General features: G+C 53.7%; 12 protein-coding genes. 10 read left to right on the forward strand and 2 right to left on the reverse strand.

Annotated features, from left to right (window positions below; all coding sequences use genetic code 11):
* Positions 1-102: 102 nt before the first annotated feature.
* The 5 genes from ACTQ3K_RS05400 (at position 103) to ACTQ3K_RS05420 (ending at position 6,539) form a co-directional block, all read left to right on the forward strand.
* A complete protein-coding gene (locus tag ACTQ3K_RS05400; protein ID WP_441566217.1) occupies positions 103-861 on the forward strand; it encodes an exodeoxyribonuclease III in 759 nt (252 codons plus the stop codon).
* Positions 858-2,750: an ABC-F family ATP-binding cassette domain-containing protein gene (locus ACTQ3K_RS05405; protein WP_441566218.1), complete on the forward strand. Its 1,893-nt coding sequence runs from the start codon at positions 858-860 to the stop codon at positions 2,748-2,750. The genes ACTQ3K_RS05400 and ACTQ3K_RS05405 overlap by 4 nt, the downstream gene beginning before the upstream one ends.
* Entirely contained in the window at positions 2,731-4,536 is a 1,806-nt protein-coding gene (locus tag ACTQ3K_RS05410; RefSeq protein ID WP_441566219.1) for an alpha-amylase, read from the forward strand. Before ACTQ3K_RS05405 ends, ACTQ3K_RS05410 begins: the two co-directional genes overlap by 20 nt.
* Positions 4,526-5,227 (forward strand): TraX family protein, encoded by a 702-nt coding sequence (locus tag ACTQ3K_RS05415; RefSeq protein ID WP_441566220.1) that lies wholly within the window; start codon positions 4,526-4,528, stop codon positions 5,225-5,227. Before ACTQ3K_RS05410 ends, ACTQ3K_RS05415 begins: the two co-directional genes overlap by 11 nt.
* 172 nt (positions 5,228-5,399) lie before the next feature.
* Positions 5,400-6,539, forward strand: coding sequence for a carbohydrate kinase family protein (locus tag ACTQ3K_RS05420; RefSeq protein ID WP_441566221.1), 1,140 nt, complete (start codon positions 5,400-5,402; stop codon positions 6,537-6,539).
* Positions 6,540-6,592: 53 nt separating this feature from the next.
* Here ACTQ3K_RS05420 and ACTQ3K_RS05425 read toward each other — a convergent pair whose 3' ends face one another.
* On the reverse strand, positions 6,593-7,072 hold the full coding sequence (locus ACTQ3K_RS05425; RefSeq protein ID WP_441566222.1) for an S-ribosylhomocysteine lyase: 480 nt from the start codon (positions 7,070-7,072) through the stop codon (positions 6,593-6,595).
* Positions 7,073-7,240: 168 nt separating this feature from the next.
* Here ACTQ3K_RS05425 and ACTQ3K_RS05430 point away from each other — a divergent pair, with 168 nt between their 5' ends.
* Both ACTQ3K_RS05430 and ACTQ3K_RS05435 read left to right on the forward strand, forming a co-directional pair.
* A complete protein-coding gene (locus tag ACTQ3K_RS05430; protein WP_441566223.1) occupies positions 7,241-8,128 on the forward strand; it encodes a fumarylacetoacetate hydrolase family protein in 888 nt (295 codons plus the stop codon).
* A gap of 2 nt (positions 8,129-8,130) precedes the next feature.
* Positions 8,131-8,556 (forward strand): GNAT family N-acetyltransferase, encoded by a 426-nt coding sequence (locus tag ACTQ3K_RS05435; RefSeq protein WP_441566224.1) that lies wholly within the window; start codon positions 8,131-8,133, stop codon positions 8,554-8,556.
* A gap of 173 nt (positions 8,557-8,729) precedes the next feature.
* On the opposite strand, the gene ACTQ3K_RS05440 is transcribed toward ACTQ3K_RS05435, so the two are convergent.
* Entirely contained in the window at positions 8,730-9,167 is a 438-nt protein-coding gene (locus ACTQ3K_RS05440) for a hypothetical protein (protein WP_441566225.1), read from the reverse strand.
* Positions 9,168-9,379: 212 nt separating this feature from the next.
* On the opposite strand from ACTQ3K_RS05440, the gene ACTQ3K_RS05445 reads away from it, so the two are divergent.
* The 3 genes from ACTQ3K_RS05445 (at position 9,380) to addA (ending at position 17,411) form a co-directional block, all read left to right on the forward strand.
* Positions 9,380-10,009, forward strand: coding sequence for a GTP pyrophosphokinase (locus tag ACTQ3K_RS05445; RefSeq protein WP_441566275.1), 630 nt, complete (start codon positions 9,380-9,382; stop codon positions 10,007-10,009).
* A 186-nt stretch (positions 10,010-10,195) separates the two neighbouring features.
* Entirely contained in the window at positions 10,196-13,624 is a 3,429-nt protein-coding gene (locus ACTQ3K_RS05450) for a PD-(D/E)XK nuclease family protein (protein ID WP_441566226.1), read from the forward strand.
* Positions 13,584-17,411, forward strand: a complete 3,828-nt coding sequence (gene addA, locus ACTQ3K_RS05455; protein ID WP_441566227.1) for a helicase-exonuclease AddAB subunit AddA — start codon at positions 13,584-13,586, stop codon at positions 17,409-17,411. Before ACTQ3K_RS05450 ends, addA begins: the two co-directional genes overlap by 41 nt.
* The last annotated feature ends 60 nt before the right edge of the window (positions 17,412-17,471 follow it).

The raw sequence follows: 17,471 nt of genomic DNA on the forward strand, positions 1-17,471 counted from the left end.
AAACTTTCAGTTGCCGCTCTTTCTCAGATAGGGTATAATAAAAAGATATCGGGACAGGAATCGGATTGCCCGAAATTGGAAAACGGACGGGAGAAAAACGTCATGAAAAAACTGATTTCCTGGAATGTCAACGGGCTGCGGGCCTGTGTGGGCAAGGGATTTTTAGAATATTTTAAGGAAGCGGACGCCGATGCGTTCTGCCTGCAGGAGACGAAGCTGCAGGAAGGACAGATCGATCTGGAGCTTCCGGGGTATCACCAGTACTGGAATTATGCGGAAAAAAAGGGGTATTCCGGGACTGCGGTGTTTGTGAAGGAGGAGCCGCTTTCGGTCCGGAGAGGGATCGGGATCGCGGAGCATGATACGGAGGGACGGGTGTTAACACTGGAATATCCGGAGTATTATCTGGTGACCTGCTACACGCCAAATTCCCAGAACGAGCTGGCAAGGCTGCCTTACCGCATGACCTGGGAGGATGCGTTCCGTGCGTATTTAAAGAGCCTGGAGATGGAAAAGCCGGTGATCTTCTGCGGGGATTTAAATGTGGCTCATCAGGAGATCGATCTGAAAAATCCGAAGACAAACCGGAAGAATGCCGGCTTCTCGGATGAGGAGCGGGCAAAGTTTTCGGAGCTTCTGGACGCCGGTTTTATTGACACCTACCGGTATTTTTATCCGGACACGGAGGGAGTTTATTCCTGGTGGTCCTACCGGTTTAAGGCCAGGGAGAAAAACGCCGGGTGGCGGATTGATTATTTCTGCGTATCGGAGTGCCTGAAGGACAGGCTGAAAAGCGCTTCTATCCATACGGAGGTAATGGGCTCCGACCATTGCCCGGTAGAGCTGGAGATTGACTTATGAACCTTTTGACTATGGAGAATCTGACCAAATCCTATACCGAGCGGCTGGTGTTCGACCACACGGCGTTTTCCCTCGGAACGGGAGAGAAGGTCGGAATCATCGGAATCAACGGAACGGGAAAAAGTACGCTTCTCCGGATCGCGGCGGGGCTGGAGGAGCCGGACGAGGGAACTGTGACAAGAGGAAACGGGCTTCAGATCCGGTTCCTGCCCCAGACGCCGGTGTTTGACGGAAAGCAGACCGTGCTGGAGGCAGTCCTTGACGGGAATGTGACGGAGCAGAACCGGTGGGATATCGAAAGCCAGGCAAAGAGCATGCTCAATACCCTGGAGATCCCGGATTTCTCTCAGCCGGTGGGAGAGCTTTCCGGCGGGCAGAGAAAGCGTGTGGCGCTGGCATCGGTGCTGCTTGCCCCGGCGGATATTCTGATCCTGGACGAGCCTACAAACCATCTGGATGCGGCTATGGCGGGCTGGCTGGAGGATTATCTGAAACGGTTCCGCGGCGCACTGATCATGGTGACACATGACCGGTATTTTCTGGACAGTGTTTCCAACCGGATCGTGGAGCTGGATCAGGGCAAATTATACAGCTATCATGCCAATTATTCGGGCTTCCTTGCGTTGAAGGAGGAGCGGCTTTCCATTGCACAGGCGTCGGAGCGGAAGCGCCAGAGCATGCTGCGCAATGAGATCGCCTGGATCCAGAGGGGCGCCAGAGCGCGTTCCACCAAGCAGAAGGCGCACATTAAGCGGTATGAGGAACTGCGGGACCGGGAAGCTCCGGTGCAGGACGGTCAGGTGGAGATGAGTTCCGTTTCCAGCCGTCTGGGAAAAACGACGGTAGAGCTTCATGGCGTGTCCAAGGGCTACGGAAACCGGACGCTGTTTGAGAATTTTACTTATATTTTTCTGAAGAATGACCGGATCGGGATCGTTGGAAACAACGGCTGCGGAAAGTCTACGCTGATGAAGCTGATCATGGGAGAAGAACAGCCTGATGCCGGAGAGATCGTCATCGGACAGACCGTACGGCTGGGATATTTTTCTCAGGAAAATGAGTATATGGACATGAGCCTGCGGGTCATTGATTATATCCGGAATGCGGCAGAGTATGTGGTGACAGCAGACGGAAGCGTGAGCGCATCCCAGATGCTGGAACGGTTTTTATTTCCGTCGTCCATGCAGTATACCACGATTGACCGGCTTTCCGGCGGCGAGCGGCGGAGGCTGTATCTCCTGCGGGTACTCATGGAAGCTCCCAATGTGCTGATCCTGGATGAGCCCACCAATGATCTGGATATCCGGACGCTGATGATCCTGGAGGATTATCTGGACAGCTTTCCGGGGATCGTGATCACCGTGTCCCATGACCGGTATTTTTTAGACCGGATCGCAAGAAGGATCTTTGCCTTTGAAAACGGCAGGCTTGTCCAGTATGAAGGCGGGTATACCGACTATGAACTGGCCTGTGCGGAAAAGCGTACGGCTGCGGAAGAAGCCGGAGAACATGACGGAAAGAAAATCGGAGGCAGTACGAACGGAAGTCCTGGCGGAACGAAAGCAGTCGGTCCGGTGGGAGATACAGAGACGGCGAAAAAAAGCTGGAAAAAGGGACCGAAAAAGTTAAAATTTACCTACCAGGAGCAGAGAGAGTTTGAGTCCATCGAGAGCGAGATCCGTGACCTGGAGGATAACATTGCGGAAAAGGAAGCCCAGATCGAAGCATCGGCTTCCGATTACAGTGCGCTCCGGAAGCTTACCGTAGAAAAAGAGGCACTGGAGCAGGCACTGGAAGAAAAAATGGACCGGTGGGTTTATCTGGAGGATCTGGCAGAGCGGATCGCAGCCGGGGAAATGGAGGGCGGTTTTGACAGAGATTCAGATTGAGAAGCAGGCGAAGCCCTTTCCGCTGGGCACATTACGGGAGCGGGGGTTCGTACACATCGCTTTTTCTTCGGAAAAGGAGGGGAACGCGGCCCTTCATCTGTATCGGACCGGAGAAGCGCAGGAGGAGCGGGTGATTCCGTTCCCGGAGGCCAACCGGCTGGGGCAGATCCGCTATATGGATTTATCCGGATTTGATCCGGATAAGTACGAGTACCGTCTGTCAGTGGACGGTGTATTTATGGCGGATGATCATGCGGTACGCACGGCCGGACGGGAAACCTGGGGAGAACCGGGAGAAGAAAAACGGTATGGGTTTCCGGCGGACAGCTTTTCCTGGGAAGCAGATCAGAAGCCGGGAATTTCCATGGCGGATACGGTGATCTGCCGTCTGCATGTGCGGGGATTTACAAAGCATGTATCCTCCGGTGTGAAGAAAAAAGGGACCTTTGCGGGAATTCTGGAAAAGCTTCCGTATTTGAAGAGCCTTGGCGTGACCATGATCGAGCTGCAGCTGCCTTATGAGTTTCGGGAGGCTTTGCCTGTGAAAGCCCATCAGGCCTATGAATACGGAAGGACCGAGGGAAAATTAAATTACTGGGGCTACGGACCGGCAGACCGGTTTGCACCGAAGGCGGCCTTCTGCGTTCATGGAAGGAATGCAGAGCCGGCAGATCTTCAGTTTCGGAGGTTTGTTCATGACTGTCATGAGGCTGGCATGGAGGTCTGTGCGGAGCTTTATTTTGAACCGGAAACAAAGACACCGTATCTGCTGGACTGCCTGCATTACTGGGTTTATGAATTTCATGTGGACGGCCTTCACCTGGCCGGCACCTATGACCTTCAGGCGGTGCTTTCCGATCCGGCCCTGACGGATATCAAGCTGTTTTCCGGTGCGGCGGGAGAGGTGCCCAAAGGACGGGAAAATACCTTTGCGGTTTATAAGGATGACTTTCAGAATGATATGCGGCGGTTCTTAAAGGGAGACGAGAACAGTCTCGGGCAGGCTGTCACGGAGCTTCGGAGGGGTGGAAAAGTCAATTTTATGGCCAATACCAACGGGTTTACCATGTATGATATGGTGTCCTATGACCGGAAGCATAATGAAGCCAACGGGGAAAACGGAAAAGACGGTCCGGATTATAATTACAGCTGGAACTGCGGGGCAGAGGGACCGGTGAAAAAGAAAAGGATCCTGGAGCTCCGGAAGCGGCAGCTGCGCAATGCATGGGTCTTCTTGACCATGGCCCAGGGAGTTCCGCTGTTTCTGGCGGGAGATGAGAGGGGAAATTCTCAGGATGGAAATAACAATGCCTACTGCCAGGATAACCCGACGGGCTGGGTGAACTGGAAGCTGGGACGGTTCCAGGAGGATCTGTTATCCTTTGCCCGGTTTATGCTGGCATTCCGCCGGGAGCATGTCATGATCCGGAAAAACGGAGTGCTTCGGGGAACGGATTACAGGGGCGTGGGCTGTCCGGACTTTTCGGTTCACGGAGAATCCCCCTGGTATCCTCAGTATGAGACCTACAGCCGCCAGGCCGGGCTTCTCTACTGCGGGAAATACGGGGACGATTCCGATGTGTATCTGCTGATCAACATGCACTGGGAGCCTCATACCTTTGACCTGCCTCATACCGGAGGTGTGTGGCGTCTGGAGGTGGACACGGCCAGGGAGGAAAAGAATGGGATCTGCATGGAACCACTTGCCGATCCGGAGCAGATCACGCTGGCACCGAGGAGCACAGTCATTTTAGTCGGTGAAACGGAGGCAGCAGATGAGAGGTAGGCTCGGACTCAGCGCGCAGGCGTTAAAATGGATCGCCATGGTGTCCATGCTCATTGATCATGTTGGCATTTATCTGGGGCGCTGTAATGTAGACTGGGAGATCTGGAAGTGGTTTCGGATCATCGGACGGATCGCTTTTCCCCTGTACTGTTTTCTTCTGGTGGAGGGCTTTTTCCACACCGGTGATATTAAAAAGTACCTGATCCGCATAGGGGCGTTTGCTCTGATCTCGGAGATCCCCTTTGATCTGTTCCTTTGCGGAACCTGGTTTTATCCCGGCTATCAGAACGTGGGCGTGACCTTGTTCATCGGCCTGCTGCTTTTATATCTGTATAACCGGTTTGTGGGAAATGTCCAGCCCATCTATGCCATCATGGCGCTGATATCCATGATGTGTCTGGGGTATCTGACCGGGTGCGATTACGGAGCAGAGGGCGTGCTTCTCATTTTTCTGTTTTACTTTTTCCGGTTCCGTCCGGTTCCCATGCTGCTCAGCACAGGAATCGTCATGGTGCTCATGGGTGGCTTGGAGCCATTCGGGGTACTGGCATTTCTGCCGATCCTGTTTTATAATGGAAACAAGGGATGGACGCCGGAGGGAAAGACGGCGGGGCTGGTCTGGAAATATTCATTTTATGTATTTTATCCCCTGCACCTGCTTGTCCTGGCAGTCCTGTCATTTCTGAGATGACAGAAGCAATGCCTGATGGGAAGAACGGAGCAGAAATGTACAAACGTACAGGTTCGCAGCCGAAAATAGAGCCGTGAAACAGACGGCAGAATCAGATCTGAGAATTATCGATAACAAGAAAATCGCCGGCGGGAGAGTGAAAAACCGGAACCCGGTGTGGAAGGAGCATTTTATGGAAACAACGAAGAGAAACGGCATTATCGTGGCAGGAACCCTGACCCTGGATATTACGCCGGTGTTTGAGAGCAAGAAGAAGGCAAAATCGGTGGATGAGGTGTTTGTGCCCGGAAAGGTCGTTCACATGGAGGGCATGGACATTCATCCCGGCGGAGCTGTTACCAATACGGGGCTCGGCTTAAAGGTGCTGGGAGCAAAGGTGCGGACCGTCGGCAAGGTGGGAAAGGACGTGCTGGGTGACATCATTGTGAAGTTTTATGATCAGTACGGTGCAGCCGGAGACCTGATCGTGGATCCGGAGATCTCCACTTCTTATTCCATTGCCCTGACACCGCCCGGAATTGACCGGATGTTTTTACATGATCCCTGTGCGGGAAATACCTTCCGCAAGGAGGACGTGGCTCCGGCTCTTTATGAAACAAACCAGATCTTTCATTACGGATATCCGCCGGTGAGCCGTCTGTTATACTTAAACGGCGGAGCGGGCTGCATTGCCATGCTGGAGGAGGCAAAGGCGGCCGGAATCGCAACCTCCGTGGATATGTGTGCGGTAGATCCGGAGTGTGAGAGCGGAAAAGAGGACTGGAAGGATATTATCCGCCGTATGTGTCCCAATGTGGACTTCTTTGAACCCAGTATCGAGGAACTGCTGTTTTATCTGGACAGGGATAAATATGAAAAGATGTATGCGGAAGCGGAAAACGGTGATATGATCGGGCTTCTGGACATCGAGCGTGATGTAAGGCCTCTGGCGGAAACACTGATCGGCTGGGGAGCTGGTGTGGTTCTGGTGAAATGCGGATATAAGGGCTTATATCTGGCAGCAGGAGACGCAGACCGTCTGGCAAAGATTGGCGGCGGGCTGGTTCTGGAGCCGGAGGACTGGGCAGGAGCAAGATCCTTTGAGAAGAGCTATGTACCGGATCAGGTGCTTTCCGGAACCGGGGCAGGCGATACGACGATTGCGGCATTCTTATATGCGGTGACGCTTGGATACGGCAGAGAGAGATGCCTTCAGCTTGCCACCGGAACCGGTGCGTCCTGCGTAGCAGCTTATGATGCTTTAAGCGGTCTGAAGAGCTTTGATGAGCTGATCAGGAAGATTGACAGCGGCTGGGAAAAGCAGAACGTGTGATACTAGAGTCACGAAGTGCGGAGTAATCCGGTATCAGAAAAAATCACATCATGTTATTCCGGATAAACCAGTCTGGATCCATCGATGTTTTCCAGAACCTCGGTTAAATAGCGGTCTGCCAGGTAGTTGGCCATGGGCAGGTTCATGTCCAGATAGTTTCCGCAGTCGCGGGCTCTTGCCCCGGGAACCTCGCTGCTGAAATCCCGGATAAAGGTGAACATTTCTTTCATAAGAGGTATGATATCGGCGGAGTCATAGTCACCGGCAAGCAGCAGATAAAAGCCGGTGCGGCATCCCATGGGGCCGAAGTAAATGGTCCGGGGGCCGTAAACGGGATGGTTCCGCAGGAAGGTGGCGCCCAGGTGCTCGATGGTGTGCATTTCCGCAGTGTTCATGACCGGCTCATAATTGGGACGGGTCATGCGCAGGTCAAAGGTTGTGATGACGCTGTCACCGATGGGATCCTTCCGGGAGACATAGACGCCGGGCAGCAGGGTTAAATGATTGACAGTAAAGCTGGCTATTTTTTCCATAAAACGGCTTCCTTTCTTTTCTCATAAGAGTGTGAGACTGTGAGACGAACCGGCACAGAAGGTGCGTGATCGTTCCCAGCAGGGCATGAACCGAAAAAGGTTCACGGTATCCAGTATAATCCATGAAAAGAAAAAGGGCAAGAGCCGATCGGAGAGAGGAGAATCAGAATGAAGCTTGTAACATACAGATACAACGAAGAGATAAGGCCGGGCGTTTTGTCATCGGACGGAACGGCAGTATTCTCCGCCGAGGCTCTCGGCTATGAAGCGGCAGATATGAATCAGTTCATCGACAGACTGGAGATGACCGGGCTTCCGGCTTTAAAAGCGGCACTGGAGTATGCCGATCCGGCAAAGGCCGTTCCCTTTTCGGAGGTTACGCTGCTGGCGCCCATTCCGGAGCCCAAGCAGGACATGATCTGTCTGGGAATCAATTACATGGCGCATGCCGAGGAGTCGGCCCGCTATAAAGAGGAAGCCTTTGGAGGCGAGCGGCCCTATGCCGTGTATTTTTCCAAGCGGATCGGGGAGGCTGTGGCACCCGGCGGAAAGATTCAGGGGCATTTCGACATGGTAGAGCGTCTGGACTATGAAGCAGAGCTGGCAGTAGTTCTCGGAAAGACCGCAAGGCATGTCTCCGAGGAGGATGCTTCCCGGTATGTGCTCGGTTATACCATTATCAATGATGTGAGCGCCAGACAGGTACAGACCCGTCATAAGCAGTGGTATTTCGGAAAGAGCCTGGACGGATTCACTCCTATGGGTCCCTGGATCGTGACGGCAGATGAGTTCGCGTTCCCGCCGAAGCTGGCCATTCAGTCGAAGGTCAACGGAGAGCTGCGGCAGGACAGCAATACAGAGCTTCTGATCTTCGGAATCCCTCATGTGATCCGGGAATTATCTCAGGGAATCACGTTAAAAGCAGGAACCATTATCGCGACAGGAACGCCGGCCGGTGTGGGCATGGGCTTTACGCCGCCGAAGTTTTTAAACCATGGAGACGAAGTGGAATGTATCATCGAGGGTATCGGTTCGATTAAGAATGTGGTGGAATAACAATGGATGAGCTGGAATTTCGGGAAAATAGGATTGATGTGGATACATATCTGAAGCTGCGTGCCTCGGTGAACTGGAAAAAGCTGACCAGAGACCAGGCGCAGGCAGCCCTTGACGGAAGCCTTTATACCCTGGGTCTGTATATCGCCGGACAACCGGTGGGGATGGGGCGTCTGGTGGGAGACGGAGCGGTAATCTGTTATATTCAGGATCTCATCGTTCATCCTAACGCCCAGCATCTCGGTGTCGGCCATATGCTCATCGGACGGCTTATCGAGAAAGTGAAGGAACTGACCGGGGAAGGAACCGAGATGATGCTGGATCTCATGTGTGCCAAGGGCCGGGAAGAATTTTATAAGCTTCACGGCTTCATTGCCCGGCCCACAGATAATTTGGGACCGGGAATGATCAGATATATTCGAAAATAGTTCAGCACGGCACCGGACGGTAAAGACAGTCCCGGCAAATTTATTTGACAGGGGCTGGATTTAGCGGAGGAGAGGGGCGGAACGCCCCGTAAGCCGCAGACGAAAGCTGCGAAGCAGCGAAACGCCGAGCAGAGCAAGGCGTGTCTGCGGCGTGCCGTGCGTGATAATCGGATTTATTTTATCTCTGCTTTCTCCAGTGCCCGCCCGACGGCTTCCGTCAATATCTGGGCGGTGTAGCGGGTGCTATCGTCGTAGGAAAGCCCGGACAGACTCTGGTTTTCCAGAATCTGGGGAGCGAGGGATTCCATGACGGGAGTCATTAACGGGTACATGGCGGCAACGGAGGATTCCAGATTCACCAGGCGGACGGAACGAATCGTGTTTTCGTCCACGGTCACCTCCACATCGACAGCCTGTTCGCCCAGTGCCAGGGCAGAGGTATAAACACCGGGCTCGTAGAGGGCGGAAGCCGTCTTTTTGGTAACTGTCCGGTTTTTCGGCGCAAACATGCAGACGAGGAGAATGATCAAGAGGATACCGAGAGCCAGAAAGATCCCGGTATAGATCAGTTCTTTCATACGGAGGACAACGATTTTCGTTTTGGAACTCATAGGCGGCTCCTGAAAGGCTTTGTAAAACGTATGAGGAACCATAGAAGTTTATGAGTGATACGGGGGCAGAAATGGAAGATACGAAGGAATATTCGGAACAGGTGACAAACATAAAGAAAGTAAAAACAGAATATCAGTACCGGGAGGATGGAGAACCGGGCACCATGCAGGAGCTGCTGCTGAATGAGCAGGAGGAGAAGATCTTCACGCAGATGCAGGGGAAGATTTACGGTTATTCCAATCTGATGATGATGTTCCGGTGTGCGATCCGTGAGGTGCGGACCAAGCTGGAGGTTCTGGACGATGAGTTTTCCGTTCGCTATAAGCGGAATCCCATCACCAAGATCCAGTCCAGAGTCAAGAAGCCCATGAGCGTTTACCGGAAGCTTCAGAAATACGGGCTGGAGCTGACCGAGGATAATATTCTGAACGGGCTTCATGATGTGGCCGGTGTCCGGGTTATCTGTTCATTTATTGATGATATTTATATGATCGCGGCTCTGATGGCCAGTCAGGATGACATCAAGATTTTAAAGGTTAAGGATTATATCAAGAATCCCAAGCCCAACGGATATAGCAGCTATCATATGATCGTGGAGATCCCGGTATTTTTCTCGAAGGGAAAAACGCCTATGAAGGTTGAAATCCAGATCCGCACCATGGCCATGGATTTCTGGGCAAGCCTGGAGCATCAGCTTCGCTACAAAAAAAATATCGAGGAGATCGAAGGACACGAAGAGATCAGCCGCCGTCTGCTGGCCTGCGCCCAGACCATCTCCCAGACCGATAAAGAAATGCAGGAAATCAAACGAATGATCGGTTCCTTCAACGACTTGTCCTAACAGTCACGGGCGCAGGAGAATACGGAAATCAGCCGGCCAAGTGAAAACTTGTGCCGACAGATTTCCGTATTCGAGTATGGGCGTGACGCCCATACAACCTCAGACCGAGCTGCAAAAAGCAGCGAAAGACGCGAAGCGTCTGGTCTGAGGTCTGCGCCCGCAGAGAGGAAAAATCAGGAGGTATCTATGGCTTTAAGATTCATTTTAGGGAGTGCCGGCTCCGGAAAATCATACGCGCTGAATCACGCTCTGGTACAGGAGGCTTTGTCCTGTCCGGAGCGTCATTTTATCATGATTGTTCCGGAGCAGTTCACCATGGAGACCCAGAAAGCGCTGACGGATCTCCACCCGGGGCACAGTATTTTAAATATCGACATTGTGAGCTTTGAGCGGCTGGCATACCGGGTCTTTGAGGAGCTTTCCTGTATGCCGGTGACGGTTCTGGACGATATGGGAAAGAGTCTGCTGCTGCGGAGGGCCTGTGCCCAGGCGGAAAAAAGTCTGACGGTGTTCAAAAAACAGCTCGATAAGGCAGGATTCATTGATCAGCTGAAATCTATGATTTCTGAGCTTGGGCAATACCGTCTGGAGGAAGCAGAGCTTTCCGGACTGGCAAAGCAGATGGGGAAACGACCTCTGCTAAAGCAGAAGCTGGAGGATCTGAAGGTTTTATACCAGGCATTCCGGGAGACCATGGGCGAGGGCATGATCACGGCCGAGGAGCTGCTTCCGTTTCTCTGTCGAGTTCTGCCTCGTTCAAAACAAATCCGGGGCAGCGAGGTATGGCTGGATGGCTTTACCGGCTTTACGCCGGCCCAGTATGAGGTACTGGAGAAACTTCTGACATGCACGGACCGGGTAACGGCGGCACTGACCTTTCCTTATGAGGCGGCGCAGGCCGGGCGGGAAAAGGACGGTCTGTACTTCATGAGTGCGGAAACCATCACCAGACTGGAGACGCTGGCACAGGAAACCGGCGCCGGGAGGGAGGAGGACCTTCTCCTGAGTCCGGAGGTTTCTCCGAGGTTTGGTAAGAGAAACGATCTGCAGGCTCTTTCGGAGCAGCTGTTTTCCTATTCGGAAGTGCAGTATGCTGAAAAGCCGGAGCATATCCGCGTGATCCGAATGAGCACTCCCGGAAAGGAAGCAGAAGCGCTGGCGGCCCAGATCGCCGCACGGGTGCGGCAGAAGAATCTCCGTTATCGGGAGATTGCCGTGGTCTGCGGAGATATGGAAGGGTATCGGCCGCTTCTGGAGGAGGCCTTTCGGCAAGCGGAGATCCCAGTCTTCATGGACGATAAGCGGAGTCTGTTCACGAATCCGGCGGTGGAGCTTCTGCGGGCGGCACTGGAGATCGTGGAAAAGGATTTTGCTTATGAGCCTATGTTCCGATATATGAAATGCGGATTTTCCATGCTCCCGGAGCAGACCCTTTATGAAATGGAAAACTATGTGCTTGCCCTTGGAATCCGCGGGGAAAAGCGATGGAACAGCCCCTGGGAGCAGCTGTACCGGGGCGGAGAGCATGTGCGGCTGGAGGAGCTGAATGAGGCACGGGAGAGAATTGTGAGGCCGCTGTCGGAGCTGAAGGCGGCCATAAAAAAGAAGGGTGCCTCGGTACGGGACATGACGGAGGCCTTATACCGATTCCTTGGATCTCAGAATGTGGAGGTACGTCTGAAAACGTATGCAGAGCAGTTTCAAAAGGAGGGCTCCTACAGCCATGCCAAGGAATATGAGCAGGCCTATGGACAGATCCTGGAGCTGTTTGACCGGATCGTGGGGCTTTTAGGAGAACAGGTGCTGCCGGTACGGACCTATAAGGAAATTCTGGAAACCGGCTGCCGGGAGATCCGGGTCGGTGTGATCCCGGCGGCCATGGACCGCGTTCTGGTGGGCGATGTGCGGCGTAGCCGTCTGAAGGATATCCGCGTATTGTTTTTTATCGGAGTCCATGACGGGGCGATTCCTCAGAGCAGCGGAGGCGGCGGGCTTTTGTCGGAGCGGGACCGGGAGGAGCTGGCCCCCTATGCAAAGCTGGCACCGTCTGGACGGGAAAGCGGCAGGATCGACCGGTTCTATTTCTATTATACGGTGACAAAACCCTCGGAGGAACTGTGGATCTCCTATGCGGCGGCAGATGAAATGGGAGAAAAACGAAGCCCGTCCCCGTATCTGACCCAGCTGTACCGGATCTTTCCGCTGCTTTCGGAGGAGCAGGGGCAGGAGGAGATGCCCGTATTCACAAAGCTGCAGGCGCTTCAGTATCTGGCAGGAGGAATGGAGGACTGGAAACGCGGGAAAACACCGAAAGACTGGGAAGAGCTGTACACCTGTCTGTATGCAGATCCGGATACCAGAAAGGAACTGATCCGGCTGGCAGAGGGAGCCTTTTTCGTATATCGAGGAGATCGGATCGCAGATACGACGGCACGGCTTCTCTACGGAGATCCGCTGAGGGGCAGTGTGACCAGACTGGAACGGTATGCGGCCTGTGCGTACGCCCAGTTTTTGAGTTACGGGCTGGAGCTGGTCAAGCGGCGGGAATTTGAGTTTGCGGCGCTGGATATGGGAAATGTGTTCCATAAGGCGCTGGAGATCGCATTCCGGGAAGCACTGGAGCATGAGATGCCGATCGAGGAGCTGGGAGAAACTGACCGAAAGCTTCTTGCCTCCTATGCCATGACGAGGGCTGCAGCGGATATGGGGAGCAATATCCTGAAAAGCTCGGCGCGGAATAAATGGCTGGAAAAGCGTATGGAGCAGATCACGGAAAAAACGCTCTGGGCGCTGGGGGAGCAGCTTCGTGCCGGATTTTTCACGCCGGCGGCGTTTGAACTCAATTTCGCATCCGGAGAAAACCGGGCCATGCGGATCGATCTGGACGAGCTTGGAAGCATGCAGCTTCGCGGAAAGATCGACCGGGTGGACGTATGCGAAGATGAGGAGCATGTGTATGTGAAGGTCATGGATTATAAATCCGGCGGGACGGATTTTGACCTGGGAGGAGTCTATTACGGTCTGCAGATGCAGCTGGTGGTTTATCTGGATGCAGTCATGGAACTGGAACAGAAGCTGCACCCGGATAAGGAAATCATTCCGGCGGCCATGTTTTATTATCAGATCCAGGATCCGATTCTGGACCGGGAGCAGGCAGGCGGTGACCCTGACAGCATGGTGCTTCGGGCGATGCGGCCGAAGGGTGTGTTTAACGGAGCTTCCACTGTGGCCCGCCGGCTGGACGCAAGAAGCCTGGAGGGAGAGTCCATGTGGATTCCGGCAACCTACCGGAACGGAATGCCTGATGAGAAGCATCAGCTGACCGGAGCCCAGTTTGAGACGCTCCGTGCGTTTGTGCGGGAGCAGATGAAAACCTTCGGAAAAGCAATCGCTTCAGGCGAAATCTCGGCAAGACCGTATCAGCGGGAGGAGCGAAACGGATGCCAGTACTGCGAGTTTAAGGAAGCCTGCGGGTTTGACCGGAAGCAGGAAGGATACCGGTATCACCGGATGAGACGGAAAAATCCGGAGGAAATCTGGACAGAGATGGCAGAAGCAAAGGAGGAGCAGAACGATGAGGTGGACACCGAAGCAGGAACAGATCATCGGCCTTAGAAACCGGAACCTTCTGGTGGCGGCGGCAGCAGGAAGCGGAAAGACAGCGGTTTTGGTGGAGCGGATCATGGCCATGATCACAGATCCGGAAAAGCCTGTCGATATTGACCGGCTTCTGGTGGTGACCTTTACCAGAGCCGCGGCGGGGCAGATGCGGGAACGGATCGGAAGGAGGCTTTCAGAGCTTTTGGAGGAACGGCCAAAGGACCGGAACCTGAGACGCCAGGAGGCGCTGCTTCCCCGTGCAAAGATCATGACCATTGACAGCTTTTGTCTGTATGTGGTACGAAATTACTTTCCGGTTACGGGCATTGACCCGGAATTTCGGATCGGAGATCAGGGAGAACTGCGGCTTTTACGGGAAGATGCGGCGGAAGCACTTCTGGAAGCCGAGTATGAAGCAAAAAACCCGGCATTTCTTGATTTTGTGGAGCGGTATGCAGCCGGAAAAGGAGATGAGGGAATCAGCGACCTGATTCTTCGGCTGTTCGACTTTGCGGATGCGTATCCGGATCCGGGCGAACAGCTTTCTGTATGGCGCCGGGAGTTATCATCTTCCGGAACCGGTTTCTGGACCGGGTTTCTTCTGAAGGAGATTCACGAAGAAGCAGAGAGCTTTTTAAGACGGTATGAAGCCATGAGCCAGATGAGCCTGGAGGAAGGAATCCCTCCCTTTGCAGAGATGTTCGAGTCGGATGCGCGGCATGCAAAGAGGCTGCTTCATGCAGGGACTTATGAGGAGATGAGAGAGGCGCTCTCCGAAATCCGGGAAAAGGGAGCTTTTATGCGTCAGCCGAGACTGAAAAAGGACCTTCTTTATTCAGCAGAAAAAAAGGAGTTCCTGGCAGAATGCCGGAAGAGCCTGAAGGAGTCCATGGGAAAACTGGCGGCGGAATATGATCTCGGCACAGAAGAACAGATGGAGGCGGATCTTGCCGGCTGTGCGGCGCCGATGGAAGAACTACTGACACTGGCGGAGAAGTTCCGGGAGTCTTACCGGGCCGCAAAGGAAGAACGGAATCTCATGGACTTTCAGGATGTGGCCCATGCAGCTCTGGAAATCCTCACAGTAAAGGGGGAGGACGGCAGATATCATTCGTCCGGAACAGCAAAGGAGCTGCGGGAAGGCTTCTATGAGATCATGATCGATGAATACCAGGACAGCAACCGGATTCAGGAGGAAATCCTCACCAGTATTTCCGGGATGGAGGACGGGAAGCCCAATATGTTCATGGTGGGAGATGTCAAGCAGAGTATCTATAAGTTCCGGCAGGCAAGACCGGAGCTGTTCATGGAAAAATACGGGACCTATACGGAAGAGGACAGCCTGTATCAGAAAATTGATCTGCATCAGAACTTCCGCAGCCGGGAGCAGGTGCTGGGAACCGCCAATTTCTTCTTCGGACAGCTTATGGAAAAGAGTCTTGGCGGGATCACCTATGACGAGGCGGCTTCGCTGATCCCCGGACGGGAATTTCCGAAGCAGGAAGCAGAGCAGGACTACCGGACGGAGCTTTTGTTTTTTGACACCGGGAAGGCCAAGAAAGAGGATCCGGAGCTGGAGGCTTATACCGGGAAGGAGCTGGAGGCAAAGCTGATCATCGGGAAAATCCGGGAGCTGACAGATCCGGAAACCGGTCTTTTGCTTACCGACCAGGATACGGGAGCCACACGGACGGCCTCCTACCGGGATATTGCGGTGCTGCTTCGGACTATGGAGGGCTGGGCAGAAACCTTTGTGGATCAGTTTATGGCGGCGGGGATTCCGGCTTATGCTCAGACACAGACCGGATATTTTTCCGCGAAGGAGGTTCGTACCCTTTTAAATCTTCTGAAGATTCTGGATAATCCCATGCAGGATATCCCGCTGGCGGCGGTGCTGATGTCTCCGATCGGAGGGTTTACGCCGGAGGAGCTGGCAAAGATGAAGGCGGCGTTTAACCGGGAGCTTACGGAGACAGACAGCCGCGGACTTTACGGAGCATTGTGTTACTATGCGGAAAAACGGGAGGATATGCCGGAGAAAAGGCAGAACGGGAATTCAGATCGGTCTGGATCAGAGGAACAGACCCATATCGGAAAAGAGCTGTCAGATCCGGAGCTGCAGGACAAGGCAGCCGGATTCTTAAGGATGCTCCGGGATTTTCGGGAACGGGCGGTGTATCTGAGGCTTCACCAGCTGCTGCGTTATATTCTGGAAACAACCGGATATGGGCGGATTCTGGCAGCTATGCCAGGCGGAAAGATCCGGACGGCCAATGTGGAGATGCTGATCCGCCGTGCCATTGATTATGAAGCAACCAGTTATCACGGAGTATTTCAGTTTGTCCGCTATATTGACAAGCTCAGAAAGTATTCGGTGGACTTCGGGGAAGCGTCTCCGGCCGGCGAAGGCGAGGACGCGGTACAGATTACCAGTATCCATAAAAGCAAGGGGCTGGAATATCCCATTGTGATCCTGGCAGGGACCGGGAAAGGCTTCAATCAGAAGGATTCCGAGGGACCGGTACTGCTTCATCCGGAGCTTGGAATCGGTGCGGATCACATCGATCCGGGTACAAGAATGAGGGCTGAGACCATAGCCAAAAAGGTTCTGAAACGGAAGCTCCGGCAGGATAGTCTCGGAGAAGAGCTGCGGGTTCTTTATGTAGCCATGACGCGGGCAGAGGAGAAGCTGATCATTACGGGAACGGAGCATGCGCTCGGGGCAAAGCTGAAAAAATGGAAGAGCCTTTTATTTGAGAGCAGGCAGGCTCTTCCGTTCCAGGCAGTGAGCAGCGCCGGTGCGTACCTGGAATGGCTCATCATGGGACTTCAGAGAAGCCGGGCCTATGAGGAGATCAGTCGGTATCTGGGGGAAACAATTCCGGTGAAAATCAGTCTGGCGGAAGGAGCACTGCCGCTGACGGTACGGATCGCCTCGGTCGAAGAGATGGTTCATGACGAGCTGGGACATCAGACGGAAACCCTCCTGTTTAAAAAGAGACTGATGGAGTGGACTCCGGAGACAGAAACTCAGGAGACTTATGAAGCAGAGAAAGACGGATCACGGCGGGAGACAGCCGCAGAAAAAGAATGGAAAAAGCAGCTGTCCTGGCAGTATCCCCATGCGGCAGCAGTGGGAGCGCCGCGGAAGTTCAGTGTGTCGGAGCTGAAAATGGAACACATGGAGGAGATCCATGCGGAGCTGATACCGGAATCGGAGCAGGAAACCGGTGCCCTGGTCCCGCGTTTTTTGGAGGAGACAGAAGGCCTAACCGGAGCTGCCAGAGGAACCGCATACCATAGACTTCTGGAGCTTCTGCCCTTTACGGCCGGAAACAGTACAAGTGAGGTCCGGGAAGCAGTAGAAGCACTGGAACGGCAGGGACTTCTGCCGGAGCACACAGCCGAGCAGATCAATCTGGGGCGAATCAGCCGCTTCTTAAAGACGCCCATCGGCAGGCGAATGACGGAGGGAGAGCGAAACGGAACGCTCAGAAAAGAGCAGCAGTTTGTCATGGGGATTCCGGCTGAGGATCTGGGAAAAAATGATACAGCTCTTTCCGGGGAGACGGTGCTCATTCAGGGCATCATCGATGCCTGGTTCGAGGAGCCGGACGGGCTGGTGATCGTAGATTACAAGACTGACCGGGTCAAGGAGCTGGAGGACCCGGAGGGCGAGCTGATCCGTCGGTATCAGGTTCAGCTTGAATATTATGCACGTGCCCTTCATGCCGCCACGGGAAAACCGGTGAAACAGCGGTATCTGTATTCATTTTCGCTGGGAAAGGAAATTTCCGTTTGATTGTTGCAGAATGTTGACATGTTTCGGCGGAATTTAGGAAAATCTTCATCTTTCATTCAG

Origin of the sequence: Candidatus Paralachnospira sp. LCP21S3_A2 (assembly GCF_052118925.1) — a bacterium.
Lineage (GTDB): Bacteria > Bacillota > Clostridia > Lachnospirales > Lachnospiraceae > Lientehia.

Coding starts and splice junctions, on each gene's coding strand:
- ACTQ3K_RS05400 (WP_441566217.1), top strand. CDS start 103: ATGAAAAAACTGATTTCCTGGAATGTCAACGGGCTGCGGGCCTGTGTG.
- ACTQ3K_RS05405 (WP_441566218.1), top strand. CDS start 858: ATGAACCTTTTGACTATGGAGAATCTGACCAAATCCTATACCGAGCGG.
- ACTQ3K_RS05415 (WP_441566220.1), top strand. CDS start 4,526: ATGAGAGGTAGGCTCGGACTCAGCGCGCAGGCGTTAAAATGGATCGCC.
- ACTQ3K_RS05420 (WP_441566221.1), top strand. CDS start 5,400: ATGGAAACAACGAAGAGAAACGGCATTATCGTGGCAGGAACCCTGACC.
- ACTQ3K_RS05425 (WP_441566222.1), bottom strand. CDS start 7,072: ATGGAAAAAATAGCCAGCTTTACTGTCAATCATTTAACCCTGCTGCCC.
- ACTQ3K_RS05430 (WP_441566223.1), top strand. CDS start 7,241: ATGAAGCTTGTAACATACAGATACAACGAAGAGATAAGGCCGGGCGTT.
- ACTQ3K_RS05435 (WP_441566224.1), top strand. CDS start 8,131: ATGGATGAGCTGGAATTTCGGGAAAATAGGATTGATGTGGATACATAT.
- ACTQ3K_RS05440 (WP_441566225.1), bottom strand. CDS start 9,167: ATGAGTTCCAAAACGAAAATCGTTGTCCTCCGTATGAAAGAACTGATC.
- ACTQ3K_RS05445 (WP_441566275.1), top strand. CDS start 9,380: ATGCAGGGGAAGATTTACGGTTATTCCAATCTGATGATGATGTTCCGG.
- ACTQ3K_RS05450 (WP_441566226.1), top strand. CDS start 10,196: ATGGCTTTAAGATTCATTTTAGGGAGTGCCGGCTCCGGAAAATCATAC.
- addA (WP_441566227.1), top strand. CDS start 13,584: ATGAGGTGGACACCGAAGCAGGAACAGATCATCGGCCTTAGAAACCGG.